Source organism: Streptomyces sp. T12 (assembly GCF_028736035.1).
Taxonomy (GTDB): domain Bacteria; phylum Actinomycetota; class Actinomycetes; order Streptomycetales; family Streptomycetaceae; genus Streptomyces.
The window spans coordinates 1,238,924-1,263,421 of the sequence record NZ_CP117866.1; the positions used below are offsets into that span (position 1 = coordinate 1,238,924).

At 69.0% G+C, this 24,498-nt stretch carries 19 protein-coding genes and 1 pseudogene; 9 read left to right on the top strand and 11 right to left on the bottom strand.

Going from position 1 to position 24,498, the window contains the following annotated elements:
• The first annotated feature begins 37 nt into the window (after positions 1–37).
• The 3 genes from PBV52_RS05385 to adh all read left to right on the top strand — a co-directional run bounded on the left by PBV52_RS05385 (position 38) and on the right by adh (position 3,710).
• Positions 38–637 (top strand): N-acetylmuramoyl-L-alanine amidase, encoded by a 600-nt coding sequence (locus tag PBV52_RS05385; protein ID WP_274237122.1) that lies wholly within the window; start codon positions 38–40, stop codon positions 635–637.
• 86 nt (positions 638–723) lie between these two features.
• Positions 724–2,082 (top strand): GAF domain-containing protein, encoded by a 1,359-nt coding sequence (locus tag PBV52_RS05390; protein ID WP_274237123.1) that lies wholly within the window; start codon positions 724–726, stop codon positions 2,080–2,082.
• Positions 2,083–2,186: 104 nt separating this feature from the next.
• Entirely contained in the window at positions 2,187–3,710 is a 1,524-nt protein-coding gene (adh, locus tag PBV52_RS05395) for an aldehyde dehydrogenase (RefSeq protein ID WP_274237124.1), read from the top strand.
• 324 nt (positions 3,711–4,034) lie between these two features.
• Here adh and PBV52_RS05400 read toward each other — a convergent pair whose 3' ends face one another.
• The 8 genes and pseudogenes from PBV52_RS05400 to PBV52_RS51665 form a co-directional block, all read right to left on the bottom strand.
• Positions 4,035–4,319, bottom strand: coding sequence for an AMP-binding protein (locus PBV52_RS05400; RefSeq protein ID WP_274237125.1), 285 nt, complete (start codon positions 4,317–4,319; stop codon positions 4,035–4,037).
• A gap of 330 nt (positions 4,320–4,649) precedes the next feature.
• Complete coding sequence (locus PBV52_RS05405; protein WP_274237126.1) at positions 4,650–5,663, bottom strand: zinc-binding dehydrogenase; 1,014 nt, start codon at positions 5,661–5,663, stop codon at positions 4,650–4,652.
• 313 nt (positions 5,664–5,976) lie between these two features.
• Positions 5,977–7,008 carry an NADP-dependent oxidoreductase gene (locus tag PBV52_RS05410; RefSeq protein WP_062930657.1) on the bottom strand — a complete coding sequence of 344 codons (1,032 nt, stop codon included), beginning with the start codon at positions 7,006–7,008 and terminating at the stop codon, positions 5,977–5,979.
• A 359-nt stretch (positions 7,009–7,367) separates the two neighbouring features.
• Complete coding sequence (locus PBV52_RS05415; RefSeq protein WP_274237127.1) at positions 7,368–8,939, bottom strand: class I adenylate-forming enzyme family protein; 1,572 nt, start codon at positions 8,937–8,939, stop codon at positions 7,368–7,370.
• A gap of 28 nt (positions 8,940–8,967) precedes the next feature.
• Positions 8,968–10,275 carry an acyl-CoA dehydrogenase family protein gene (locus PBV52_RS05420; protein ID WP_274237128.1) on the bottom strand — a complete coding sequence of 436 codons (1,308 nt, stop codon included), beginning with the start codon at positions 10,273–10,275 and terminating at the stop codon, positions 8,968–8,970.
• Positions 10,276–10,292: 17 nt separating this feature from the next.
• Positions 10,293–11,141: an enoyl-CoA hydratase/isomerase family protein gene (locus PBV52_RS05425; protein ID WP_274237129.1), complete on the bottom strand. Its 849-nt coding sequence runs from the start codon at positions 11,139–11,141 to the stop codon at positions 10,293–10,295.
• A gap of 37 nt (positions 11,142–11,178) precedes the next feature.
• Entirely contained in the window at positions 11,179–12,405 is a 1,227-nt protein-coding gene (locus PBV52_RS05430; protein WP_274237130.1) for a thiolase family protein, read from the bottom strand.
• A pseudogene (locus tag PBV52_RS51665) lies at positions 12,402–13,864 on the bottom strand (trans-acting enoyl reductase family protein). Before PBV52_RS51665 ends, PBV52_RS05430 begins: the two are co-directional and overlap by 4 nt.
• Here PBV52_RS51665 and PBV52_RS05445 point away from each other — a divergent pair.
• On the top strand, positions 13,745–14,740 hold the full coding sequence (locus tag PBV52_RS05445) for a helix-turn-helix domain-containing protein (RefSeq protein WP_274237132.1): 996 nt from the start codon (positions 13,745–13,747) through the stop codon (positions 14,738–14,740). The pseudogene PBV52_RS51665 and the gene PBV52_RS05445 sit on opposite strands and share 120 nt — an antisense overlap.
• Before the next feature lie 405 nt (positions 14,741–15,145).
• Here the strand turns inward: PBV52_RS05445 and PBV52_RS05450 are convergent, their stop codons facing one another.
• A complete protein-coding gene (locus tag PBV52_RS05450; RefSeq protein ID WP_274237133.1) occupies positions 15,146–15,610 on the bottom strand; it encodes a MarR family winged helix-turn-helix transcriptional regulator in 465 nt (154 codons plus the stop codon).
• Between the two features lie 157 nt (positions 15,611–15,767).
• Between PBV52_RS05450 and PBV52_RS05455 the strand changes: the two genes are divergently transcribed.
• From PBV52_RS05455 to PBV52_RS05465, 3 genes are all read left to right on the top strand, one after another.
• Complete coding sequence (locus PBV52_RS05455; protein ID WP_274237135.1) at positions 15,768–16,712, top strand: NmrA/HSCARG family protein; 945 nt, start codon at positions 15,768–15,770, stop codon at positions 16,710–16,712.
• 212 nt (positions 16,713–16,924) lie between these two features.
• On the top strand, positions 16,925–17,305 hold the full coding sequence (locus PBV52_RS05460) for a DoxX family protein (protein WP_274237136.1): 381 nt from the start codon (positions 16,925–16,927) through the stop codon (positions 17,303–17,305).
• 639 nt (positions 17,306–17,944) lie between these two features.
• Positions 17,945–18,853 (top strand): pirin family protein, encoded by a 909-nt coding sequence (locus tag PBV52_RS05465; RefSeq protein WP_274237137.1) that lies wholly within the window; start codon positions 17,945–17,947, stop codon positions 18,851–18,853.
• A 582-nt stretch (positions 18,854–19,435) separates the two neighbouring features.
• Here the strand turns inward: PBV52_RS05465 and PBV52_RS05470 are convergent.
• Both PBV52_RS05470 and PBV52_RS05475 read right to left on the bottom strand, forming a co-directional pair.
• Complete coding sequence (locus tag PBV52_RS05470) at positions 19,436–20,656, bottom strand: CdaR family transcriptional regulator (RefSeq protein ID WP_274237138.1); 1,221 nt, start codon at positions 20,654–20,656, stop codon at positions 19,436–19,438.
• 305 nt (positions 20,657–20,961) lie between these two features.
• On the bottom strand, positions 20,962–21,396 hold the full coding sequence (locus PBV52_RS05475) for a nuclear transport factor 2 family protein (protein ID WP_274249279.1): 435 nt from the start codon (positions 21,394–21,396) through the stop codon (positions 20,962–20,964).
• Between the two features lie 711 nt (positions 21,397–22,107).
• On the opposite strand from PBV52_RS05475, the gene PBV52_RS05480 reads away from it, so the two are divergent.
• Both PBV52_RS05480 and PBV52_RS05485 read left to right on the top strand, forming a co-directional pair.
• Positions 22,108–23,040: an alpha/beta hydrolase gene (locus PBV52_RS05480; RefSeq protein WP_274237139.1), complete on the top strand. Its 933-nt coding sequence runs from the start codon at positions 22,108–22,110 to the stop codon at positions 23,038–23,040.
• Positions 23,041–23,057: 17 nt separating this feature from the next.
• A complete protein-coding gene (locus PBV52_RS05485; protein WP_274237140.1) occupies positions 23,058–24,440 on the top strand; it encodes an amidohydrolase family protein in 1,383 nt (460 codons plus the stop codon).
• Positions 24,441–24,498: the final 58 nt, after the last annotated feature.

The window sequence follows — 24,498 nt, forward strand, 5'->3', positions numbered from 1 at the left end:
AGGAACAGGCTCTCAACGCTGAAAGGCAATGCCCCCTTTGGAACGCGCAAGACCACGATCCAGCCGACGGCGCCTCCTCCAAGGCACCGTCCTCGCCGCCGTCCCGTATGTCCTGCTCCCCGAACGGCGGGCCGGTGCCCACGTCCCGGCACCCGACTACCCGCCCGCTGTGTGGCGGCCGGCGAGCACCGCCAACTACACGGTGGCGAACCGCCCCACGACCCACCAGGTCGACCGGGTGATCATCCACGTGACACAGACCACCTACCCCAAAACCCTGTTCGTCTTCGAGAACCCCAGGAAGAAGGTGTCCGCCCACTACGTCGTCCGATCAGGAGACGGACACACGTCCCAGTGCGTGCGCGAGGCCGACATCGCCTGGCACGCCGGGGACTGGGACCACAACGCGCGCAGCATCGGCATCGAGCACGAGGGCTGGGTGGACCAATCCGGCTACTTCACCGGCGTCCTGTACGAGAAGTCGGCGCTGCTGACGGCGGCGATCTGCGAAAAGTACGGCATTCCGAAGGACCGGGAGCACATCATCGGGCACTACGAGGTTCCGGGCACGGACCACACCGATCCCGGTCCGCACTGGGACTGGGCGCGCTATATACGACTGGTCAACTCAGCCTGAGACCGGCCGCACCAGAACCGAACCGGTGTGCCCAGTTCAAGTGACCCCAGTCGAAGAGGTTGTCCGTCCGCGTACCCGGAGTGACGATGTCCCCAGCCGCACCGCCTTCCCGGGAGGCCGAGTTGACCGATCCGTGGGTGGCCCTGGAACCTGGGGCCGACCCCGCCGAGCGTGTACAGGTACTGCGTCGTGCGCATGAGACGTTCACCGAGGTGGGGACCGTGCCGCAGCCGGTGCGTGCCGTGGTGGCCGACTCGTGGCGGCGTTCCGCGCGGGCCGGTGTCGGTCCGGACGGGACCGCGAGCGTGGAGCTGGCCGACGGGGATCTCGGCGCCTACCGCGCGGAGCATCCGCTGGCGCGGGTGATGCCGCTGTTCCGGGAGCTGCTGGGCACGTTCGCCGCCGACGGCGAGCATCTGCTCGCGGTGTGCGACGTGCACGGCAGGCTGCTGTGGGTCGAGGGCCATCCGACGACCCGGCGCAGGGCGGGGCGGATGAACTTCGTGCCGGGCGCGCGATGGGCGGAGACCGCGGTCGGGACGAACGCACCGGGCACGGCGGTCGCCGTGGACCGGCCGGTGCAGGTCTTCGCGGCCGAGCACTTCATCCGCCAGGTCCAGCCCTGGACCTGTGCGGCGGCGCCGGTGCACGATCCACGCACCGGACGGGTGCTCGGGGCGGTGGACATCACCGGCGGCGACGGGCTCGCGCATCCGCACAGCCTGGGGTTCGTGCAGGCGGTCGCGCGTGCGGCGGAGTCCCATCTGGCGCTGCTCGCCCCGCCGGTGCCCGCGGCCGACACACCGGAGCTGTCCGCGCTGGGCCGCGACGAGGCGCAGTTCCTCAGCGACGGCCGCCGGGTCAGGCTCAGCCGACGGCACAGCGAGATCCTAGTGCTGCTGGCCCGCCACCCGGAGGGGCTGACCGGGGACGAGCTGCAGTGCGCGCTGTACGAGGACGAGTCGGTGACGCCGGTGACACTGCGCGCCGAACTGGCCCGCCTGCGCCGGATACTCGGCCCCGGGCTGCTCGGCTCGCGGCCCTACCGGCTCACGGTGCCGGTCGAGTCGGACGTGGCGGTCGTCGAGCGTCGTCTGGAAACCGGTGCGGTCACGGGCGCGGCCATGGCGTACGCCGGTCCGCTGCTGCCCGGTTCCCAGGCACCGGCGGTGGTGCGGCTCAGGCGCCGCCTGGCCGACGGACTCCGTACGGCGTTGATCGCCCGCCGCGACCCCGACCTGCTGGCCGACTGGGCGCACGCGCCATGGGGCGAGGACGACCTCGACGTATGGCGGGCTCTCGCCACGGTGCGCCCGACGGCGGCGGTGCGGTCGCGACTGGCCGCGCTGGAGTCCGAACTGTCCGCCCTGTCCGCACACCCCGCACTGTCCGCACGCCCCGCACGCCTTGCACGGCCCGCCGGGGAGCGCCGACCGAAGCGCTGACCGAACGCCCGCCCCGCGCAACGTACTTGCAACCTGGCCGTCCCTAGCCTCGCGCCGAGAGCTGCCCAACGGCGGGCAGCGCTTCTGCAGGGAGGCAGACCAGCATGACCCGTTACGCGGCACCTGGCACCGAGGGTGCGATCGTCTCCTACCAGGCGCGCTACGACCACTTCATCGGCGGTGAGTACGTGCCGCCGATCCGGGGGCAGTACTTCGAGAACCCGTCGCCGGTGAACGGGCAGCCGTTCACCGAGATCGCGCGGGGCACGGCGGAGGACGTGGAACGGGCGCTGGACGCGGCGCACGCCGCCGCCCCCGCGTGGGGCAGGACCTCGGTGACCGAGCGCGCCGACATCCTGCTCAAGATCGCCGACCGTATGGCGGCGAACCTGGAACAGCTGGCGGTCGCCGAGAGCTGGGAGAACGGCAAGCCGGTGCGCGAGACGCTGGCCGCCGACATCCCCCTGGCCATCGACCACTTCCGCTACTTCGCCGGCGCGATCCGCGCCCAGGAGGGCTCGCTCGGCGAGGTCGACGACGACACGGTGGCGTACCACTTCCACGAGCCGCTCGGCGTGGTCGCGCAGATCATCCCGTGGAACTTCCCGATCCTCATGGCGACGTGGAAGCTCGCGCCGGCGCTGGCCGCGGGCAACGCGGTGGTGCTCAAGCCGGCCGAGCAGACCCCGGCGTCCATCCACTACTGGCTCGGCCTGGTCGCCGATCTGCTCCCGCCCGGCGTGGTCAACATCGTCAACGGCTTCGGCGTGGAGGCGGGCAAACCGCTGGCGTCCAGCTCCCGGGTGGCCAAAGTGGCGTTCACCGGCGAGACGACGACCGGCCGGTTGATCATGCAGTACGCCTCGGAGAACATCACCCCGGTCACGCTCGAACTCGGCGGCAAGTCCCCGAACATCTTCTTCAACGACGTCTGGGGGGCCGACGACGACTTCCGGGACAAGGCGCTCGAGGGCTTCACGATGTTCGCGCTCAACCAGGGCGAGGTGTGCACGTGCCCGTCCCGGGCGCTGGTGCAGCGCGGCCAGTACGCCGAGTTCATGGAGGCGGCGGTCGCCCGCACCGAGCAGATCAAGACCGGCCACCCGCTCGACACGGACACGATGATCGGCGCGCAGGCCTCCAACGACCAGTTGGAGAAGATCCTCTCCTACCTGGATATCGGCCGACAGGAAGGCGCCAAGGTCCTCACGGGCGGCGAACGCATCGAGCACGAGGGTGAGTTGAAGGGCGGCTACTACGTCCAGCCGACCATCTTCGAGGGCGACAACCGCATGCGGATCTTCCAGGAGGAGATCTTCGGGCCGGTCGTCTCGGTGACGTCCTTCGACGACTTCGACGACGCCATCAAGATCGCCAACGACACGCTGTACGGCCTTGGCGCGGGCGTTTGGACGCGGGACATCAACACCGCGTACCGCGCGGGCCGCGCCATCCAGGCGGGCCGCGTGTGGACGAACTGCTACCACGCCTACCCGGCGCACGCGGCGTTCGGCGGCTACAAGGGCTCGGGCATCGGGCGTGAGACGCACAAGATGATGCTGGAGCACTATCAGCAGACGAAGAACGTTCTTGTTTCATACAGTCCGCAGAAACTTGGGTTCTTCTAGAGCTACAAATCGGTTGTCTGGAGGCAGCTTTTCCCTCCAGACAACCGAGATCCGCAGTCACTGTACACAGTCACTCCATGACGCTCAGTAGCGAACCATTGCAAGTCCGCGCAGTCCCGACCAGCCACGGACCGGTCGGATCTCTACCATGTTCCGCGCTCTACGCCGCGTCTGCGGCTCTAGGCGCACCTCGGCATGAAGCAACCAAGCCAGCCTCTGCCACCCATGCATGATCGGCGATCCCCTGGTCAGTATGTACAACCGGGTAATCCACATTGGAACCGAAATTCCGCACCCTGTCAGGGTCGCAGAAGGCGTCCGTGATCAGTCACAGAGCAGGGCCATACGTGGCCGGCTATGCACCGCTCCGAGCACGTTCGCGGCGATCATGGACTCGACGAACTCGGGTGCGTTGTGGAGCAGGAGGCCGAAGCCGTCCGAGCGGGGGACGCCCAGCGCCGAGAAGACGTCGGCGAGCCGCAGGGCGTAGGCCCAGAGGTCTCCGTACGTGCGTACCTGGGTGCACCCCTCGTGCTCAAAGGTCAGGACGTCGGTGTCGGTGCCGGCACGGTCGCGCACGAGGTGCGCGAGCGAGAGGGGTTGGTTCACGGTCTCTCCTTCTGCCGGCACGGCAGGGCGTTGTTCCGCTGCGGGAAGCGGGGAGTTCACGTCGCAGCAACGGGAAGTACCGGAACCCTAGGAGTGGCGGTGACCGGGGGCACTGGTGCCGGAACACGAGAAACCACGACCGGAGGGCCGTGGTTTCGTTCGCGGAACACGAGAAGGCGCATGGCGCCGGTGCGAGGTCAGGGCCCGGTCGGTGGTCTGCTGAGAATTGGAGGACGCCCCATGCCACTCCGCCGGTGAACTGCCTGTGTAAACGGATGCTGGGCAGGCCAATATGAGGCTGGGGCCGGAACAGTGAGGGCCTGGTGCGACTCAGGGCTTGAGGATCAGGCGTAGCGGGTTGCCCTCCTTCGTGTGCAGGCGCTCTACAGCGACGCTCGCCTTCTCCAGGGGCAGTACGTCGGTGATGGACAGGGAGAAGTCGAGCCGTCCGCCGTCCACGAGTTCCACGAGCTGCGGTACGGCGTCGAGCTTGGTGCCGAAGTGCCCGCGGATCTCGTGCTTCAGGTAGCTGAACATGGTGCTGTCGTTCACGACGAGCGGCCGGCCGGACAGTCCGGCCAGGATCAGGCGGCCTTCTGGCGCCAGGACGCTCAAGGCTTGCTCGTGCACTGGGGTGACGCCGGCGAAGTCGAACGCCGCGTTCAGAGCCCGTCCCTTGGTGACGGACAGTACCTGCTCCCTGAACGTCGGGTCGCCGGAGTCGAGGGCGAGGTCCGCACCGAGGTCCAGCGCCCGCCCTCGCGCGGCGGCAACCGGGTCGACCGCGATGATCGGGAAAGCGCCGACGGCCCGCAGCAGCTGCACGGCGTGGGCTCCCAGACCGCCCACGCCCCAGACACCGGCCGCCTCGCCCGGCCGGACGGCGGCGGTGCGTACGATGGCGTCCCACGGGGTCGACACGGCGCCGGGGATGATCGCCGCCTGCTCGAACGGAAGGGAGTCGGGCAGGGGGAACACGGACTCGACGCTCGCCAGGGCGTATTCGGCCCATCCGCCGTCGAAGTCCACTCCGCGGGTATGCATCTGACCGCCCCTGATGTCACCCGCCTGCAGGACCACCCGCTGGCCGAGGGTGAACTGGGTGACGTCGTCACCGAGTTCGGCGATCGTGCCGGAGACCTCGTGGCCGACGGTGACGGTGTCGCCCTGGAGGTGCGGAGGACGGCCGAGGGTGCCGTCGATGAGGTGGACGTCGGACATGCACACACCGGCCGCCGCAACCTCGATGAGCACGTGGCCGGGGCCGGGTGTCGGCCGGGGTACCTCCTCGATCGTCAGCGTGTGGGTGGGCAGGTGCAGGCGCGCAGCTCGCATGAGGGTCATGGATGTGTCTTTCCTCTGAAGGGTTTCCTCGCCGGTCCGATCGGACGACGGGTGACGGGAGGGAGCCGGATTGTGCGCAAGTGGCTCAGCCGTCGTGCGGGGCGCCGATGACCGCGCGGTCCCGCACGCGAGCTGGAACGAGGCGCCGTCGATGGCGCCGAAAACGATCGAGCACCGCGATCACGGCTGCCGCACCGTCGATGCCCGGCAACGCCGGCCGATGGGTACTGCTCAGGCGGCAAGCGGCTTCGGCCCGATGCCGCCCGCCGCGCCGGTGACCGGCGTCACCGGTCGCTCGGTCCTGTCATGCCACTCAGTCCGGGTCCGCCACCTTGAGGATCAGCTTGCCGGGCTGCTTGCCGGTGAACATCGTCGGCAGCAGGGCCGGGGCGTGCTCGAAGCCTTCGACAACGTGCTCCTCGACGTGCAAGCGGCCTTCCCTCACCCACTCTCCGAGCTGGGCCGCTCCCTCCGCGAGTCGGTCACGGTAGAAGAACAGCAGGATGCCCCGCACGGTGAGTTGGTAGGTGCAGATGCGCATGTAGTTGCTGGGGCCCTGCATCTTGACATCGCAGTAGCCCGATGACATGGCACCGCAGATCAGCACTCGTCCGAGCGGGTTCATGTGCAGCAGCATCGTGTCCAGCATGTCGCCGCCGACATTGTCGAAGTAGGCGTCGACGCCGTCCGGGCACAGCTCGCGCAGTCGTGCGTCGAGGTTGTCGGTCTTGTAGTCGATGGCCACGTCGCAACCGGTCTTCTCGACCACCCAGCGGCACTTCTCCTCTCCACCGGCTGTACCGATCACCCTCTTGGCTCCGAGCGCCTTGGCGATCTGAACGGCCAGCGACCCGGTGGCCCCGGTCGCGGCCGACACGACCACGGTGTCGCCCGGCTTCACCTGAAGGCCGTCGGTGATGCCGAAGTAGGCGGTCAGTCCGCCGACGCCGAACACGCCGAGGTGCCAGGACAGTGGGTGGTCCGCAGGCGGCAGCACGCGCAGAGGCATGGGGCCGTCGCCGCGGGCGAGCACATAGTCCTGCCAGCTCAGGAAGCCCTCGACCAGGTCTCCCACCTGGTAACCGGGGTCTCGTGAGGCGACGACCTGGCCGATTCCCATGGTCCGCATCGGCTCACCGATCCGGATCGGCTCCATGTATCCGCCGTCGTCGGTCAGCCAGATTCGCTGGCTGGCGTCGTAGCCGAAGTACAGGGAGCGAACAAGCACTTCGCCGTCGGTGGGCACGGGGATGTCGGCTTCGTTGAACCGGAAGTCCTCGGCGGCGACAGCACCGACCGGGCGGCGTTCCAGCAGCCATTGGCGGTTGACGGTGGAAGGGGGCATGAGGTTCTCCTTGAGAGAGTCGCGGGCACAGGGGGTGGCTCCGGCCCAGGTCGTTACCGATCGCTTTGCGCGATCTCGTCGGACCCGGGGCTTGTCCGGTCAGGTAGCCGTGACCGCCATGCAGACGGACGCGTGCGTCGAGTACGCCGTACCGGCCTTGGCGAGAAGGAAGCTCGGCGCGGCCCTGGTCGGGGACGTCCGAAGACTCGGTTGGGGCAATGGCACGGAAACGGGTCCCATGTCGGTGTGGAGAGTTGGACAGGCCACGACGCCTGGGCCGACGCAGGCGAGTTCCTCGGCAGCCGCCGTCACGCAGGCAGCCGACCCGCCGTACTCCTCGGGGACCCTCTGACTGTTCGCTAGATCTGCCGCTCGTGGCCGCGCCAGAACGGCTCACGGACGTCCTTCTTCAGGACCTTTCCATTGGCGCTGCGCGGCAGGACGTCCAGGAAGACGACCTGCTTGGGGGTCTTGATGCCGCCGAGCTGCGGCCGACAGTACGCGATCAGCTCCTCCTCGGTCAGCCGCGCACCGGGGTTGAGCTCGACCACGGCGGTGACGGCCTCACCCCATTCCTCGTGCGGAACGCCGATGACGGCGCAGTCCTGCACGGCCGGATGGCTCCAGACGACCTGCTCGACCTCGCTCGGGTAGACGTTGAAGCCACCCGAGATGATCATGTCCTTCTTGCGGTCGGTGATGTGGAGGTAGCCCTCGGCGTCGAGGAAACCGACGTCTCCGGTGTGCAGCCACCCGTCGACGAGGGCCTCCGCGGTCTTGTCGGGGGCTTTGTAGTAGCCCTTCATGACCAGGTCGCCGCGCACGCAGATCTCACCCGTCTCGCCGGCGGGAAGGATCCTGCCGTCGTCGTCGAGGATCTCCACGCGCACCAGCGGAGCGGGGCGGCCCGCCGCCGACAGCCGGGAGTCGTCGGCGATCCTGCCGTCGGTGAAGTGCTCCTCGGGCCGCAGGAAGGCGATCGCGGCCGGTGCCTCCGTCTGACCGTAGCCCTGGAACAGGACAGGGCCGAAGACCTCGATGGCTCGGCGCAGTTTCTCCGTCGACATGGGCGCGGAGCCGTACATGAGGTACTTCAGTGAGGAGAAGTCCCGCTGCTCGATGCCGGGGATCTCCAGCAGCCGGTAGATCACGGTCGGGGGGAGGAAGAGCTCGGTGACGCGGTGCTTCTCCATCAGGTCGAGCAGCTGCACCGGATCCGGCCGGCTCATCACGACGACCGTGCCGCCGCGCGCCGTGCAGGGCAGCGTGAGGGTGCCCGCCGTGTGCGTCATCGGTGCGGCGACGAGGTTCACGACGGGGTCGTCCTCCCGGTAGGAGGCGGCGAGCATCTGCTGCACGGCGCTGACGCTCAGGCCCCGGTGGGTGTTCATCACTCCCTTGGGGGCGCCGGTCGTGCCGCCGGTCGGCATGATGCCGGCGACCGACTCCGGGGAGGGGATGAAGTCAGGGCGGCCGGCAGGGGCTTCGCGGAGGAATTCCTCGAAGGTGACGGCGCCGGAGCCGGACGCGGTGACCGCGTCGGAACCCAGCGAGACGACGGTGTGCAGCTCGTCCAGGTCGGGGCGCAGCTTCTCGACGACCGGCAGGAACGGCTCGTGGCAGAACAGCACCTCGCAGTCGAATCCCTTGAGCAGCCGCTGTATCTCCTCGGGCGGGCTGGCGGGGTTGACGGGAACCCACGCCAGCCCGGCCCGCCACAGCCCGAGGACACAGGCCCACGCGACCGGGTCGTTCCCGGCGAGTACCGCGCCCTTCGCCTCACGGCCGGTCGTCCGCTCCAGCAGGGCATTGGCCACGCGACACGAGAGCTCCCCGATCTCCTGGTACGTGAAGGACCTCTCGCCTGCGATGAACGCCACGCCGTCCGGGTTGGCTCGCCAGCCGCGATCGAAGAAGTCGGTCACTGCCATGGGGTGTTTCCTTTCGATCGTCCGCGGCTCATGGCCTGGCCCAGCCGGCGCGGTGCAGCAGCGCGGTGAGGTAGCCGAACTTCATGGTCAGCAGGTGGTTCTCGCCGTCCTCTATGCGGGCTGCCCGGGCGTCGCGGAAGAGCTTCTCCATCGGGTACTCGCGCGTGAGTCCGTAACCGCCGAACAGCTGCAGCGCCTCGTCGGCCACCTCGAAGGCGAGGTCGGTGCAGGTCACCTTGGATCCGGCCGTGTAGTAGGGGTGCTTCTTCGGCGACAGGAAGGTGTAGTCGGTGGCCCGCCGGGAGACGGCGCGCATGGTCTCCAGCTTGCGGGCCATGGCGCCCAGCCGGTACTGCACCAGCTGGTGGTCGGCGAGCAGCGCGCCGCCCTGCCGCCGCTCGTGGCAGTACTCCAGCGCGTACTCGAAGGCCGCCCGGCCCAGGCCCGTCATGATCTGGCCCATGGCGACGCCGGCCGAGGACCAGGTCGACGCGTGACCGGGCCAGTAGTCGTCGCCGAGCGACAGGGCGAAGCGGGCGGGCACCTTCACGTCGTCGAAGTAGACCTCGCCTTGGGGCAGGGCTCGCTTGCCCAGCTTCTCCAGCGGCCTGCCTCGGCTGACCCCCGGCAGGTCCAGCGGCACGATGACCTCCACGCCGCGCGGGTGGCCCTCCGCGTCGAAGAACCCCTCGCCGTAGTCGGCGGCGATCGTCAGGAGGCCGACCTGGGCGACCGGTCCGTTGGACACCCAGGCCGAGCTCTGCCCGCTGATCACGATCTCGCCGCCGGACACCCTGGCGCTCAGGTTGCCCTTGTTGCCCTGGCGGGCGGCGGCGTGCCGCTCCGCCGGGTACAGGCTCAGGCCGTCGGAGCCGCGGTCGGGCTGCGTGCCGATCCAGCAACCGAGCCTGCCCTCGCACAGGTCGACCAGCTCCTGGTTGCCCGACCGCGCCGCCATCAGTTTGGGGAACGCTCCGGCCCCCAGGGAGACGGCCAGGCCGGCGTCGCCCCAGCCGAGTTCCTCGACGACGATGGCCTGCAGGCGGGCCAGGGCCTGAGGAGGCACCCCGTCGACCGTCGCGTCGAACTCGATGCCGGAGGCAGCCGCCGTCTTCAGGAACTGCCAGTACGGGGAGTCCGGGGTGACGACCTCCTCCGCGCTCAGTCGGTCGATCGCGATGCCGGCCGGACGCATCACCTCGCGGGCGAACTGGTGCATCGCCTGCTGGACCGCGCGCTCGTCGTCGCCGAGCGGCGGCTCGAAGCCGGTCAGCTCCACGTGCGGCAGGCCGGGGCGCACCGCGGCGGAGACGTTCTCTTCGGTCTGCTGTGGCATGGTCGGCTCCCTCTCCGTCACTTGGCCGTGGTGAGGTCGCCCTGCGCCGCGATGGTGGCGGGCAGGTCCAGTTCGTGCTCGACGTCCTGAAGAGCGGCGAACTTCTGCAGGTACTCCTGGACGGCGGGAATCGCGAGCAGCGTCCGCATCGCGTTGTTCTCCACACCGAAGCCGGAGAACTGGGCGTCGACCGCGCTGTTGTAGACCTTGGTGAACACCTCGTTCACAGCCGCGACGGAGCCGGCGGAGCGGGCGGCGAGCCGCTGCGCGAGGTCGTCGACGTAGCCGCAGATGTCGTCCGCGGGCAGAGCGCGGTTGACGATGCCGTAGGCGGCCGCCTCCTCGCCGTCGAAGTCGCGGGAGGACAGAACGACTTCGCGGGCACGGGCCGGCCCGATCTGCAGGGCCAGGCGGGTGGTGCCTCCGCCGGCCGGGAGGAATCCGCCGGATGCCTCGGGGAAGCACAGGCGGCTCTCCGGGGTGACGAAGCGCATGTGGGTGCCGAGGAGGAACTCCAGTCCGGCGCCGCGGCAGATGCCGTCGACCAGGCTGATGGTCACCTGCGGCAGCGCTTCCCACATGGTGGTGAGTGCCTGGACGACGTTGATGTCGTCGTACTTGCTCTGGGGCACGTTCGGGTCGCTCATCGCCCGGAACAGGTCGTTCAGGTCGAAGTGCGCGAGGAAGAACTCGGGGTTGGCGCTGCCGAAGACCACGACCGAGGTCTCGCGGTCGAACACGAGCTGTCCGGCCAGGTCGAACAGTTCGCCGACCATCTCGATCGTCATCAGGTTGAGCGGTGCGTTGTCGAAGTCGACGTGGAGGATGCGGCCTTCGCGCCGCAGAGAGAGGGTCTTGTAGGTCATGACGGGCTCCGTTCAGGGAGGTCTCAAAAGTTGTCGGCTACGCACCGAGGACGGTGATCGCGGCCACGGCTTCCTCGCCGCCGTACATGCCGCCCCCGTTCTCCGCCAGCGCGATGCGTGCGCCAGGGACCTGGCGGGCTCCGCTCTCACCGCGGAGCTGCTGCACCAGTTCGTGGATCTGCGCCAGGCCGGAGGCGCCCATGGGATGCCCCTTGGACTCCAGCCCGCCCGACGGGTTGACGGGGAGGAGCCCGCCCAGGGTGGTGGCGCCGGATGCGGCGAACGCGCCTCCGGTCCCGATCTCGCAGAATCCCAGCAGCTCCGTCTGGAGGAGCTCGCCGAACGCCGACGCGTCGTGCACCTCGGCGACGGACACGTCCTGCGGCCCGATCCCTGCCTGCTCGTACGCGTCCTGCGCCGCGAGTGCGCTGACCGAGTGCTCCCAGTCGGCCAGGGAGCGCACGGTTCCGGTGCCGAGGACCGAGGCCAGTACGCGGACGCGCCGGCTTCCCCCGAGGCGTGCCCGGCCCGCCTCGTTGCAGACGATCGCCGCGGCGGCGCCGTCGGTGAGGGGCGCGCACATCGGGACGGTCAGGGGTTCGGTGACCGTGCGGGCCGCGAGGATCTCGTCGGCCGACATGGCCTTGCGGAAGTGGGCGAGCGGGTTGGAGACCGCGTGTGCGTGGTTCTTCTCCGCGATCAGCGCCAGGTGCCGCTTCGTCGTGCCGAACGTCTTCATGTGCGACCGGGCGAGCGCCCCGTAGATGTCCATGAACATGCTGCGCGGCACGCCGGCGTCGGCGGGGACGTCGCCGCCGAGCTCGCGGAGCACCGCCCGTACGCCGTCGGGGTCGTGGACGTCCACGCCACCGTCGAACAGGCCGAGCATCTTGCGCTTGTCGTCGACGTTGGTCTTCTCCACGCCGACCGCCAGCACCACGTCGGCGGCCCCGGAGCGGACGTGCAGGACGGCCTGGTGCAGGGCCGTCGCTCCCGTGGCGCACGCGTTCTCGACGTTGATCACGGGGATCCGCTCGAAGCCCATGCTGCGCAGCGCCATCTGGCCCGGGACGACCAGCTGGCCCTCCAGGACCGACTGGCAGGTGTTGCCGAAGTACGCCGCGTCCACGTCACCGAGCCGCCCGCCCGCGTCCTTGAGCGCCTCGGTGACGGCGTCCCTGGTCAGGTCCTTGACGGAGGCGTCCCGCCGGACACCGAAGGGGGTCATGCCCACGCCGGCGATCCACACCGGTGGCGCGCTCACGCCACGCTCTCCTCGGTGATGCGCGCGAAGCCGTACGACTCCAGGGCGCCCATGAGCTCACGGTGACCGAGCAACTCGGCGGGCGAGCGGAAACCGGTGCCGTGGTGAGTGGAGCCGAGCAGCCGGGAGGCCGCGTACGCCTGCATCAGGCCGGTCATCTGGTAGCCGGTGCTGCTGTGGATGACCACCCGCGCGGTGGCCGTGTTGCCCCGTGCCGTGCACCAGTCGATGGAGCGGTGGATCTGGCGGTTCTCACGGGGCGGGCTGCCCGGCGTCATGCCGGACGCCATCTTGTCCAGCACCGGGTACAGGGTCTCCTCCGGAAGCCATTGCAGGGACACCTTGAACAGGCGCTCCAGGTCGATGACCCGCTTGTAGATGTCCTCGTTCCGCATCGCGACGAACATGCGGCAGTTGCGCACCCGGCGGTCGTCCCGGAAGAACACCGGCATCGCGGTGCGCCCCAGTTCAGTCCGGTGACGACATAGCCCGAACCGGGCACGACGAGGTCCTGGCGAGTCACCCGCTCGTATTTCTTCAGCCGGCCGTCCTCCAGGTAGTGGGCCTCCGCCCGCATCACGTCGAAGATCGACTGGGTGGAGCCGACCGTGGGGATGGCATTGGCGTACGAGCCCAGCTCCAGGGAGTCGACGCCGGGTGTCTCCAGGCAGATGCGGGCGGCGATGTCGTGCAGCGCGTACTGGATCGACATCGCGGACGAGGCGACTCGGCCGGCCTCGGCGAACCGCGGGCCCCACTCGTCGAGCAGGCGGAGGATGTGGGTCTGTTCACCGGCTGTGTCGAGGTAGTGGCAGCCGGCCCGGATCGCCGCCTCCACGACCGGGGCCGCGTAGCGCAGGAACGGGCCCACGACGTTGCACACGACGCTCCGGCCCTCGAACAGCCGGGTCAGGGACTCGACAGAGCCGTCCACCTCGGCGATCTCGTAGTCCGCGGTCTCGATCCCCGGGACCTTGTCCATGACCTCCTGGATCCGGGCCTTGTTCCGGCCGGCGGCCACGAAGGGGATGCTGTATTCACGCAGGTATTCGGCCACCAGTCGACCGGTGGATCCGCTGGCTCCGTAGAGGACGACCGGACGCAATTCGCTCACCGCTGGGTCCTTCCGTGGTGGCCGAGACTCCTCACAGGAGGGCTCGGCGCGGGTGACGGTGATGAGAACTCTGCGCAACGGGCGACGGCACCGCTTGTCCCAGAGCGCAACCCGGCTTGTACGTTCGTGCAGCCGGCCCCACTCCTCATGCCCCCGGCACGGCCTCGCGGTCCGCAGGGCGGCACAGCCTGTTGCCCTCCCCGCGTGGCAGGAATGCACTGCACAATGGTGGTGGCACTGCTCGCGGAGGTGTTCGGGATGGTCGGTACCGGCACGTGGTCCACCGATGGACTGTCGCAGAACCGTGCGCCCATCGCGTGGACGCGCAAGATGCCCGAGCTGCACCTCCCGTGGACGCTGACATTCCCCGAGCCCGACCGGTTCCGGGCCGCTGTCCGCTACCGCAGCCTGGACGAACTCACCGTCGCCGAGTTCCGGGGCGGACGCTACGCGGGCCGGAGGACCGACGACGCCGAAGGACGGCCTGCGCGCATCGGGGTGCTGATCAACCTCAGCGGCCGGCTGGTGTGCCGGTACGGGGACGGCGAGGTGGCCGTCGGCCCCCATGACCTGCTGGTGTGGGACAGCGACCTCGCGCGTGCCTTCGACGCGGTCGAGCCCCACCACGAGCTCTCCCTCCTGCTTCCGCGCGACATGGTCCCGCAGGGGCTCGCGGCCGCGGCCGCCCGCGCCAGCGGCCCCGTGCCGGTCGGTGCGGGAGCCGGTCTGGCGGCGATCGCCGCCGATCAGCTGCGCGCGATCGTCCGCGAGCTGGACCACCTCTCGGACGCGGGACTCGCCATCGCCTGCCAGAACTTCTTCGACACCCTGGACTCCGCGCTCGTACCCACCGTGGAGGCGTCCCCTTCGGCGAGCGCCCGCGCGGTCCTGCTGAACCGGGTCCGCCGCTACGTGGAGGATCGTCTCGACGACCCGGAGCTGTCCGCCTCGTCCGTCGCGGAAGCACTCGACGTCTCCGTGCGCACGCTGCACCTCGCGTTCGCCGGCACGGGCACGACGGTGGGGCGCTGGATCCGCGAGCGGCGCCTGAAAGTCTGTTACCGGGAACTCGCGCACGGATCCGGGGAGCGGACCGTCACGGACGTCGCCTTCCGGTGGGGTTTCAACGACGTGGCGCATTTCAGCCGGGTCTTCAAGCAGACGTACGGCATCACGCCGAGCCGTGTCGTGGCGCTGGCGCGCCGCGCTTCGGCCAGCTGACCCCGAACCCCCGGCGTGCCCGGCCGGGCAGCGCTCGGCGGCGGCCGGGCTCTTGGCACGACCGGAGCGCAGACGCTTGGGGGCGGTCGGTGGGCATGCCCGTCCGGGGACACGACACACCCGCCGGACGCGGTGGTTCGACGGCGAACAGGAGCACGCACTCATCCGGCAGAGCGCCTTCGCCGAGCGGACGAATCCGCCTGCCCCCGGAACGGCCATGGTGACCGTGCCGCTCTCGTCCGGTGCCGTGTCGACCCGGCGGCAGCACAGGTCGGTGGCGCATGGTCGTGGGCGCCGTACGAGCGGCAGGCGGGCGGTGCGCGGCGCGGTGGACGTACAGCAGCACCCGCCGCACCGCCGGACCCCCGTCCGCCGAGGTCACCGGCCGTGTCACCCGTGCGAGGGTCACGGTGGCTCGTTGTCCAGTTGCTCGAGGATGAGGTTGGAGAGGCTTGCGAAGGTGGCGAGTTCGTCCGGGCTGAGGACGTCGATGACCAGGCGGCGGACCGTGGCCACATGGTGGGGTGCGGCGGCCTCGATGGTTTTGCGGCCGGCCGGTGTGATGGCGACGAAGGCACCGCGTCCGTCCTCGGCGCATTCTTCCCGGGCCACCAGGCCGCGTTTGGCCATCCTGGCGATCTGGTGGGACAGACGGCTCTGTTCCCACTCGATGGTGTGGGCGAGGTCCTGGAATCGTTGCCGGCCGTCGGAGGTGTCGGTGAGGGCGACGAGGATCTGGAAGTCGGCACCGGACAGTTTGTGCGCCTTCAGGTCACGTTCCAGCCTGGCCGAGAGTTTCTGGTGCAGGCGGATGAAGGCCCGCCAGGCGTGCTGCTCGGCGGGGCTCAGCCATGCAGGTGTGTCGTTCATGCACAACGACTTTACCTGGAAGCTTGACACGTCATATACCTCCCCCTAACGTGCATGACACATCATCTGACGCGCCATGCACCATCGGGCGCCGAGTTAGATGATGCGACATGCAATGGGGGTGTGTCGCCCCTGCCCCAACAAGAGGGAGAAGGCCGTGGCGGAGAAGAAGGTGATCGCGGTGGTCGGCGCGACCGGCGCCCAAGGTGGCGGGTTGGCCAGGGCGATCCTGGCCGACGCCGACGGTGGGTTCGCGGTGCGTGCGCTGACCCGTCACCCCGACTCGGACACCGCACGCGAGCTCACGGCGCTTGGTGCCGAGGTGGTGAAGGCCGACACCGGCGACGAGCGGAGCCTGACGGAGGCGTTCGACGGGGCGCATGGGGCGTTCCTGGTGACCAACTTCTGGGAGCACATGTCGCCCGAGCGGGAGAAGCAGGAGGCGGCAACCATGGCCCGGGCCGCCAAGGCCGCGGGCGTGACCCATGTGATCTGGTCGACGCTGGAGGACACCCGCGACTACATCCCGCTCGACGACGAGCGCATGCCGACGCTGATGGGCAGCTACAAGGTGCCGCACTTCGATGCCAAGGCCGAGGCCAACCGGTTCTTCACCGATGCCGGGGTACCGACCACCTTCCTGCAGACCACTTTCTACTGGGAGAACCTGCTCGGTCCGATGGCGCCGCGACGAGGAGACGACGGCCGGCTCGTGCTGGCCATGCCGATGGCCGACAGCCCGCTCGCCGGCATCGCCGCCGAAGACATCGGCAGGACCGCCTACGGCATCTTCCGCCGCGGCGGTGACCTCGTGGGCCGCACCGTGTCCATCGCGGGCGAGCACCTGACCGGCAAGCAGATGGCCGAGCAGCTCAGCGAGGCCCTGGGTGAAGACGTGGCGTACGTGCCGGTGCCCTTCGACGCGATGCGGGCGCAGCCGTTCCCCGCCGCGGCCGAGACGGGCAACATGTTCCAGTTCTACGCGGAAGTGCCCCAGTTCAACGCGGTCCGCGACCTCGACGTCGTCCGCGACCTGAACCCGCAACTGCAGACGTTCCAGCAGTGGCTGACGGCACACCGGCCCGCCTTCGCCGGCGCCTGACGGGCGACCCGGCGGATCCTATTCCACGCACCTGGTCCCCAGGGGCCCCGGCGTTCCCGCTGAATGCCGCTTTCGTCCCGTCGCGACGGCTGCGGCTCACCCGACCTCGTAGCTGATCACGGCTGTTGGAGCCGAGGTCGCACCACCGGAGCACATCGGGACGCATCACGAGAACGTCGTGGCCCTGTCTGATACCCCCTGATTGGTAACTCATGAACATCGTTTTGTGGATTCTGGCCGGCCTGCTCGCCGCGATCTTCCTGGGCGCCGGCGGCGCGAAGCTGGCCCAGCCGAAGGAGAAGTTCGTCGCCTCGCCGAACATGGCGTGGGCCGAGGACTTCTCTCCGGGCATGCTCAAGCTGATCGGCGCCCTGGAGGTGCTGGCCGCGGTCGGGTTGATCCTGCCCGCCGCGCTGGACATCATCCCCGTCCTGGTGCCGCTGGCCGCCGTCGGCCTCGTGCTGGTGATGGCCGGGGCGGCGATAACCCACGCCAGACGCAAGGAGTCCAGCGCGATCGTGCCGAACCTCGTGCTGATCGTGCTGGCCGGTGCGGTGGCATGGGGCCGCTTCGGCCCGTACTCCTTCGCCTGATCGCCACAGCGTCCGCAAAGGAGTGCGCGCACTGCCCGCCATCACCGTCGAGGACGTCCTCGGCCTGCGCCGGCTGCCCACGCTCGCCCCGTCAGGACCAGGATCCCCGCTGGCACCGATGAGCCTGGGAACGCACTGGATCGCGGGTCGACCGAGGGTGCCGCACACCGTGCTGAACACGATGACGGCTTGTGCGGCTCCGCACCCGGCCGGAGGGGGCACCGAGGCCGCGGTGGCGCGCGGGCGGGCGGGGCGTCGTGGAGCCCGCCGAGTACCGAGAACCTCGTAGTCGGTCCGCGTCCAGGAACGTCAGCGAACTGGCTGAACGCGGACATCGCCTACGGCCCCCTCAAGGGCATGGCTCCGAACAAGGCCGATCACACTGGGCCGGGACTTCGCCGGGATCGTCGAGGCCGTCGGTGAAGGCATCAGCGAGGTGGAGGTCGGCTGCCGGCCGTCTTCGGGGCCGCGCCGGCGGCCCCGAAGACAGGTTATGGCCCAGGCCGCACCGACGTCGTGCACCGGCCGTGCCCCGAGATCCTTGGGCGCGCGGCGAGGCCGCCCCGCAAGTCGCCTGAACCCGGCCCATCCCCCCTTCATCGCTCCGTCTCCTTTCGAGCCGGGCACCAGGGAGCAACCATGACCGAACAGTTGACGGGTGAGCGCACACTGACCCGCATCACCACCAAGCAGCAGCTGGGCCCCGACGCGCAGGTCGACAACAAGGCACTCGTCTTCGTGCCGACCGACCCGGCCCTGACCGACCCCTTCCTCGCCCTGGTCGAGGACTGGTTCTCCACCCCCGGCTTCGAGTGGCACCCCCACCGCGGCCTGGAGACCGTCACCACCGTCGTGGACGGCGTCCTGGAACACGGCGACAACCTCGGCCACACCGGGGCGCTGCAGGCCGGTGAGGTGCAGTGGATGACCGCCGGGCGCGGCATCATCCACCGTGAGCTCGCCTACCGCGACGAGCACGCACACGTGCTGCAGATGTGGCTCAATCTGCCCGCCGAGAAGAAGCTGACGCCGTCGCGCTACCAGGACCTGACCAAGGCCGCCATGCCACGCGTACATGCGCCGGGTGTGACGATCGACGTCCACGCCGGCACCGTCGGCGGCGTCACCGGCGCGACCGACACCCATCACCCGGTGCAGGGCGTCGTCGCCACGCTTGACCCCGATGCCATCTACGACCTGCAAGTCCCCGCCGAACACCGGCTGTTCGCCCACGTCATGAACGGGCGCCTGCTGATCGGCGGCCGGGAACTGCACGCCGGGCAGACCGGCTGGTCCGACCCCGTCACGAGGAGGAGCGGGGACGACGGCGGTGCTCCGGCGGCCACCTCGCTGCACCTGGCGGCCAGCGACCCCGAACAGCCCGCCCGCGTCATGGTCTACAGCGGCACGCCCATCCACGAACCCGTCGCCATGGGCGGCCCGTTCGTCATGAACACCAAGCTGGAAATCACCAAGGCCTTCGCCGACTTCCACGCCGGCGCCTTCGGCCCGGTGCCCCGCCAGGCCCGCCTCGCCTACGACCGATGACCGGCCATGTGCGACAGCGGGGGGCGCAGCTCCGCCACTCGCGTGCGCCCCCGCTGCACGGCCGGCCGGCGGTCGCCGGCTTGCGGCCTTGCCTGCTGTGTACGTCACCCCCGCTGGTCGGCGGGTCTGGCGGTTGCAGCCGGAGGCGGGCCGCGAGCTCCCGGCGGAAGGCGGGGTCGTCGAGCAGGCTCGGCACGGCGTCCTCAGGCGGCCGGTTCAGGTCGCGGTCGTACAGCGCGAAGACGTCACCCACCCATCGTCTCCGGCTTGAGCGCGAGGAAGACGTTGCGGCCGAAGAGCAGTGTGTCGCCCACGGAGACGATGTCGCGCGGCATGCAGCTGCGCTGGTGCTCGTCAGCTGCAGCGGGGTGGAGCCGATCTCCTCGGTTCGGCGGGTGGCCGTCGTCAGGCGGCCGACCGGTGTGCTCACCTGCGACCGAGCGGTGCTCCGGCATCGCTGCCGCAGCACGCTTCTCGACAATGCTGCTGTGCGCGCCGAGACACCTCTGCCGTCCAGCGAACGGTCGATCGGGTACTTCCCCACGGTACGGCGGCGGGCGGAGACCGAGGGGGCGGTCTGATTCAGTCGAGCCGCACGTTCAGCCAGTGCATCGCGTCCAGCGCCAGACCCACGTTGGTGCCGTGCCGCTCGAGTGTCGTCGGGAGGAGCTTTTCGGCGCGGCGGACACGCTGCAGAACGGTGTTTCGATGCGTGTACAGCAGACGAGCCGTCTGTGACGCGTTGTAGCGCTCCCGGATGAACACCCTCAGCGTCTGTCGCAGTTCGGCGGGGCCCGAGGCCAGGGGGCCGAGCGTCGTGTGGACGAATTCCCGAAGCCGGGCGCTTTCCGCGGCCAGAAGGAGTACTGCGGAGACATCGTCGTAGAAGACGATCCGCTGCTCGCCGTGGTCGCGGACCAGACGCTGTGCTTCCAGTGCCCTGTGGTGGCTGCGTCTGAAGCCGTCCACCCCCTCGTCCCGCGGCCCGACGACGAGCCTCACGTCGGGGTGCTGTGCCGTGGCGGTTTCGAGGTCGTCCGGGGTGATGAGTGCCCGGGGCGTCGCCCACAGCCAGAGCGACGACGTGCTGGCGTGGACGAGAAGCTGATGCGCCGACTGGGTGAGTCGGCCGACGATGCTCGCGGCCTGCACGAGACGTGCGCGGTCCGCGAGTCGCGGCGGTGCGGAGACGATGACGCTCAGGTGGGACGCCGACAGCGGGTATCCGAGGGCCTGCTCCAGGTGGTCCGTCGGCGCGGAGGAGCCGCCGAGTACGAGATTGACCAGTTCGAGTCGTCGAACCTGTGCGTCACCCGACAGGGCCGTGCGTTCCTCCTCGAGGAGTTCCAGCAGCGCGGCGGAGGTGTCCTCGACCCAGCGGGCGAGCGAACGGGAGACGTGGTCGAGAGCCGGCAGCAGGACCTCGGGATCGTCGTGCAGTGAGAAGGCCAGCCGCATCCAAAGGGACCACATCGCCTGCTCACCGGCGCGATATGCCGTGCGGAGGGTCTTCTCCGTACCCCAGCGGAACCCTTCCCTCGCGATGCCGACGACCTGACTGCTCAAGGTGGGTGCGACCCGCAGCCGGGGGTGCTCGTACATCGACCGCGTCCAGTGGAGCGCGTTCTCCCGGGTCGCCTCGCCGAGCGCCTCGACAATGGACGGATCGGCAGCGAACCGGCCGCCCGCGGCGTCTACGACCGCCGCGTACACCGGCATGAGAGTGCCCGGATCGGCGAGTATCGCTCTCGAGACGCCGCGAATGAGCTCCTCGGAGTCACCTCCGAGCGTGGTGGCAGTCACGGGTCCACTGTACTGACGTATTCGAACCGCCCTGTTCGCTGCCGACCCTGTGCGCAGACCACCATTGAGCTCGCGACCCACGCCCGGTTCCGGTAGACAGCCCGGGCCTGATAATTCCCTTGCCAGGTCGGCATGGTCTCGCCCGTCATGCGCTTGGGGAGGTTGCCGGTCATGCGGTCCGCGTGTGGCGGCTTTACGCCTGCCGCTAGGGGAAGGAACCCCGCACATACCCGTGCCGTCGACTCAGTGGCTCACTCAACGATTCCCGCCACGACCGGCTACCCCGCTAAAAGCGATGACCTGCTTTAGACGTGGACTCTCATGGGGTCCCCTTGAGCGAAGACAACCTCGAGACGGGCCTGCGTCAATCGCCAGCCGTCCTCCGTTCGTCGGGCGGTGACGTGAAACTTGCCACCACCATCCTCGTGCTTCATCAGCTCCGCCGCATTCGGGAGGTGATACGCGACGACGTAGGCCACGCCCCTTGCCTCGTCTCCATCTAGGTCGACGTAAATCTGCCCAATGTGGTGATACGTCACCTCATAGGCCGGCCCGATATTAGTTCCAGGGGTGTCGACAATCGCTTGCCGACCGCGCCGAATCTGCCCGCCGATCTCAAACACAGCATCGTCGGTGTACAGCGAATGCAATGCGTCGTAATTCGCTTCGTCGAGCGCTCGGTAATGCTCCTGAACAAGTTTTCGGACTTCCGACTCGTCAATCAGGCGCTGCAAATCCATTTCGTTCACCGATTGCCTCCCGTGTCACAAGGTGCCATCGCTCTTTGCCATGACCATACGTCCTGTTCAGGCTTGGCGGTACTGTTTCCATTCTCACCAAGAGCGATCTTGACACCGCCGGGTCACCTGTGGACCCACCAATTCCCGCTGCTCAATTCTTGAGCGCATTGACGACGTTGCGCGCGTGCGCGGCCCAGCTGTGTGGAGAACTCGATTCCCTTGCGGGAGATGAGGTGCTGAATACCGAGCTCGCGCAGCCATCGGCGCAGGTAGCCATTGCCGTACCCCCGTCCGCGTAGAGCTTGGCGGGCCGTCTCCTGCACGGGCGGTCGCCCCCGACCGGGCGGAAACCAGCGGCGACTGCCGCCAAGTGCACCCTGCTGTGGCCGCGAAGACGAGCGTGGCCGACGCCTTGCGATGCCCGTACCGACGCCGACCGTCCGTCCGGTGCCATGCGCTTGCCACCGGACGCCATTCAAAACCGGCGGACGGGCTGCGGAGCGTGGCTACTTCGCCGCCCTGCGAAATCTGAGCCGGCCAGCGGCCAGGAGTCCAGATCACAAGTGCACAGTGCACTGCTCGCCCTCTGGTCAGTGTGCGTTGCAACATTGAGTACCGACGCCTCCGCGATGAGGATGTGCCGTGACCCTCCTGGGTGGCTGGCGACCGTTGGGCGCAGGCTTGCCCGATCAACGGCGATAGGAGTTCGTGGTGGCTGACGCGGGGGTGTCCCGGCGGGATGTGCGGTTCAGGTCGGGCGAAGGTGAGTGTGGTGGGTGGCTCTTCCTGCCCGCCGGCGCGGCGAACGACTCGCCACTGCCGATCGTCCTCTTGGGTCACGGCCTGGCCGGACTCAAGAGTCAGCGGCTCGACTCGTTCGCGCAGCGGTTCGCCGAGCGGGGGTACGCGGCCCTTGCATTCGACTACCGTCACTTCGGCTCGAGTACCGGTGAGCCGCGGCAACTGGCCGATGTCGAAGAGCAGTTGGAGGACTGGCGCAGTGCTGTGGCGTATGCCCGGACTCTTGAGGGTATCGATCCGCGGCGGGTGATCCTGTGGGGGACGTCGTTTGCCGGTGGGCATGTGATCACGACGGCCGCAGGCGATCCCGGCATCGCCGCAGCGATAGCCCAGTGCCCATTCTCCGACGGGCTGGCCGCCGCGAGGGCGATGCCGAAGAAGACGATCATTCGGCTCATGCGTGAGGCGCTCAAGGACCGGAAGGCGGCGAACCGGAATGAGCCGCCGGTGCGCGTTCCCATCGTGGGGCTTCCCGGTGACTTGGCGGTGATGACCTCGCCGGACTCGGTGAGTGGATTGCGGGCGATCTTCGACGCGTCGGGCGAGCCGTTCGAGATCCCCGAGATTCCCGCCCGTTTCATGTTCCAGGTGCCGGTCTATCGGCCCGGCCGTGGGGCGTCCGCGGTTAAGGCTCCTCTGCTCGTCTGTGTGTGCGAGCGGGACAAGGTGACGCCGGCGCGCCAGACAGAGCAACTCGCCTCCCGTGCGGCGCGAGGAGAAGTCAAACGTTACGACGCCAGCCACTTCGACATCTATGTGGGCGATTGGTTCGAGCGTGTCGTGGCCGATCAGATCGAGTTCCTCGAGCGGCACGTGCCCGTCGAGGCGACCGCCGTACGCTGAGCGAGCAGGAGCCAGACATGGAACCCTCGAGCACCCGTGTCGGTGAGGTGCTCGCCGCGCGCGCTGATGACCCGCAGCGTTCGGCGATCCTGCGCAATGCCGAAGTCGTGACGATGGATCCGGACCGGCCGCGGTCGGAACGGTCGGACGTGTTCATCCGGGGAAGCCGGATCGAGGCCGTCGGAGCGGATCTCGGCCACCTCGCCGATAAGAACACCGTCGTCGTGGATCTCCCCGAGCACATCGTCGTCCCCGGATTCATCGACTGCCACGTTCACGCTTGGGAGGGGGTCTTTCGGGGTGCCGTGCCGGATGCGAGCTTCCCCGACTACATGGCTTTCGCGCACATGGCGTGCGCCCCGCTGATGACTCCGGACGAGATGTGCGTCGGGCAGCAACTCACCGCCGTCCAGGCCATCAACGCCGGCGTGACAACGATCGTCGACAACAGTCACAACACGAAGTCCGTGGAGCACGCGCTCGCCGCCATGGACGGTCTCCGGTCGACGGGCATTCGGGCGGTCTTCGCCGCCGGGGCACCGGCCGTCGACACGGATCCGGAGAAGTTCCTGCGCACCTTCTCGGAACTGCGATCGGCATACCCGGACGACGACGAACTGCTGACCCTCCGCTTGTTCAGCCCGATGCCCTCGCGTGGAGTCTTCGAGTTCGCGCGAGCGACCGGTGTGGGCGTCTCAGCCGAGCTGGTCCTCGGAGTTCCCGTCCCCCAACTCGGGTTGCCTCCGGCCATAGGCGACTTCTTCGGTGAGGGCCTGATCGGAGCCGACGACACGTTCAACCACTGCATCGGCGTGAGCGCGCGCCAGTGGTCGGAGTTGCGAGACGTGGGCGCGGGCGTGAACGTCACTCCGCGATCCGACCCTCACTTCGGCATCGGCCCCGCGTTCCCGGCCGTGCTCCAGGCGCAGGCGAGCGGCGCTGTCTTCGGTATCAGCTCGGACAACGAGGTCTGCTACGGACTGGACTTCTTCACCGAGATGCGGACGCTGCTGACACTCCAGCGCAGTGCCGCGTTCGCCCGACTGAACTCCTCCTCGGGCGAGCAGGTGATCAGCCCGTTCGGCACACTCGACACGCTCCGGGCCGCCACGTCCGGGGGCGCGCCGAGCGCCGGCATGCCCGGTCGGCTCGGAATGCTCAAGGCGGGCCTACCTGCCGACCTCATCGCCGTCAACACCGGGCGGTTGCACCTGCGCCCTCGTGGCGACGCCGTCGGCACCGTCGTCAACTTCTGCACGAACAGCGACGTCGACGTCGTCTTCGTCAACGGCACGCTCCGGAAATGGGGCGAGGAAATCATCGGCACCGATGTCGCCCGGACGATCGCGGAGGCAGAGCGGTGCCGGGAGCGTGTTCTCGGCGCAGTGAACTCTGCTTGACCGACCGCTGGGCGTGGGTACACCGGGGTACAGCGGGCACGCGCCGGGCTTGCTCGCG

What these genes read in the sequence shown, in the direction of transcription:
- PBV52_RS05390 (WP_274237123.1), top strand. Translation starts at nt 724, where the DNA reads ATGTCCCCAGCCGCACCGCCTTCCCGGGAGGCCGAGTTGACCGATCCG.
- adh (WP_274237124.1), top strand. Translation starts at nt 2,187, where the DNA reads ATGACCCGTTACGCGGCACCTGGCACCGAGGGTGCGATCGTCTCCTAC.
- PBV52_RS05405 (WP_274237126.1), bottom strand. Translation starts at nt 5,663, where the DNA reads ATGACCCTCATGCGAGCTGCGCGCCTGCACCTGCCCACCCACACGCTG.
- PBV52_RS05410 (WP_062930657.1), bottom strand. Translation starts at nt 7,008, where the DNA reads ATGCCCCCTTCCACCGTCAACCGCCAATGGCTGCTGGAACGCCGCCCG.
- PBV52_RS05415 (WP_274237127.1), bottom strand. Translation starts at nt 8,939, where the DNA reads ATGGCAGTGACCGACTTCTTCGATCGCGGCTGGCGAGCCAACCCGGAC.
- PBV52_RS05420 (WP_274237128.1), bottom strand. Translation starts at nt 10,275, where the DNA reads ATGCCACAGCAGACCGAAGAGAACGTCTCCGCCGCGGTGCGCCCCGGC.
- PBV52_RS05425 (WP_274237129.1), bottom strand. Translation starts at nt 11,141, where the DNA reads ATGACCTACAAGACCCTCTCTCTGCGGCGCGAAGGCCGCATCCTCCAC.
- PBV52_RS05445 (WP_274237132.1), top strand. Translation starts at nt 13,745, where the DNA reads ATGGTGGTGGCACTGCTCGCGGAGGTGTTCGGGATGGTCGGTACCGGC.
- PBV52_RS05450 (WP_274237133.1), bottom strand. Translation starts at nt 15,610, where the DNA reads ATGAACGACACACCTGCATGGCTGAGCCCCGCCGAGCAGCACGCCTGG.
- PBV52_RS05460 (WP_274237136.1), top strand. Translation starts at nt 16,925, where the DNA reads ATGAACATCGTTTTGTGGATTCTGGCCGGCCTGCTCGCCGCGATCTTC.
- PBV52_RS05465 (WP_274237137.1), top strand. Translation starts at nt 17,945, where the DNA reads ATGACCGAACAGTTGACGGGTGAGCGCACACTGACCCGCATCACCACC.
- PBV52_RS05475 (WP_274249279.1), bottom strand. Translation starts at nt 21,396, where the DNA reads ATGGATTTGCAGCGCCTGATTGACGAGTCGGAAGTCCGAAAACTTGTT.
- PBV52_RS05485 (WP_274237140.1), top strand. Translation starts at nt 23,058, where the DNA reads ATGGAACCCTCGAGCACCCGTGTCGGTGAGGTGCTCGCCGCGCGCGCT.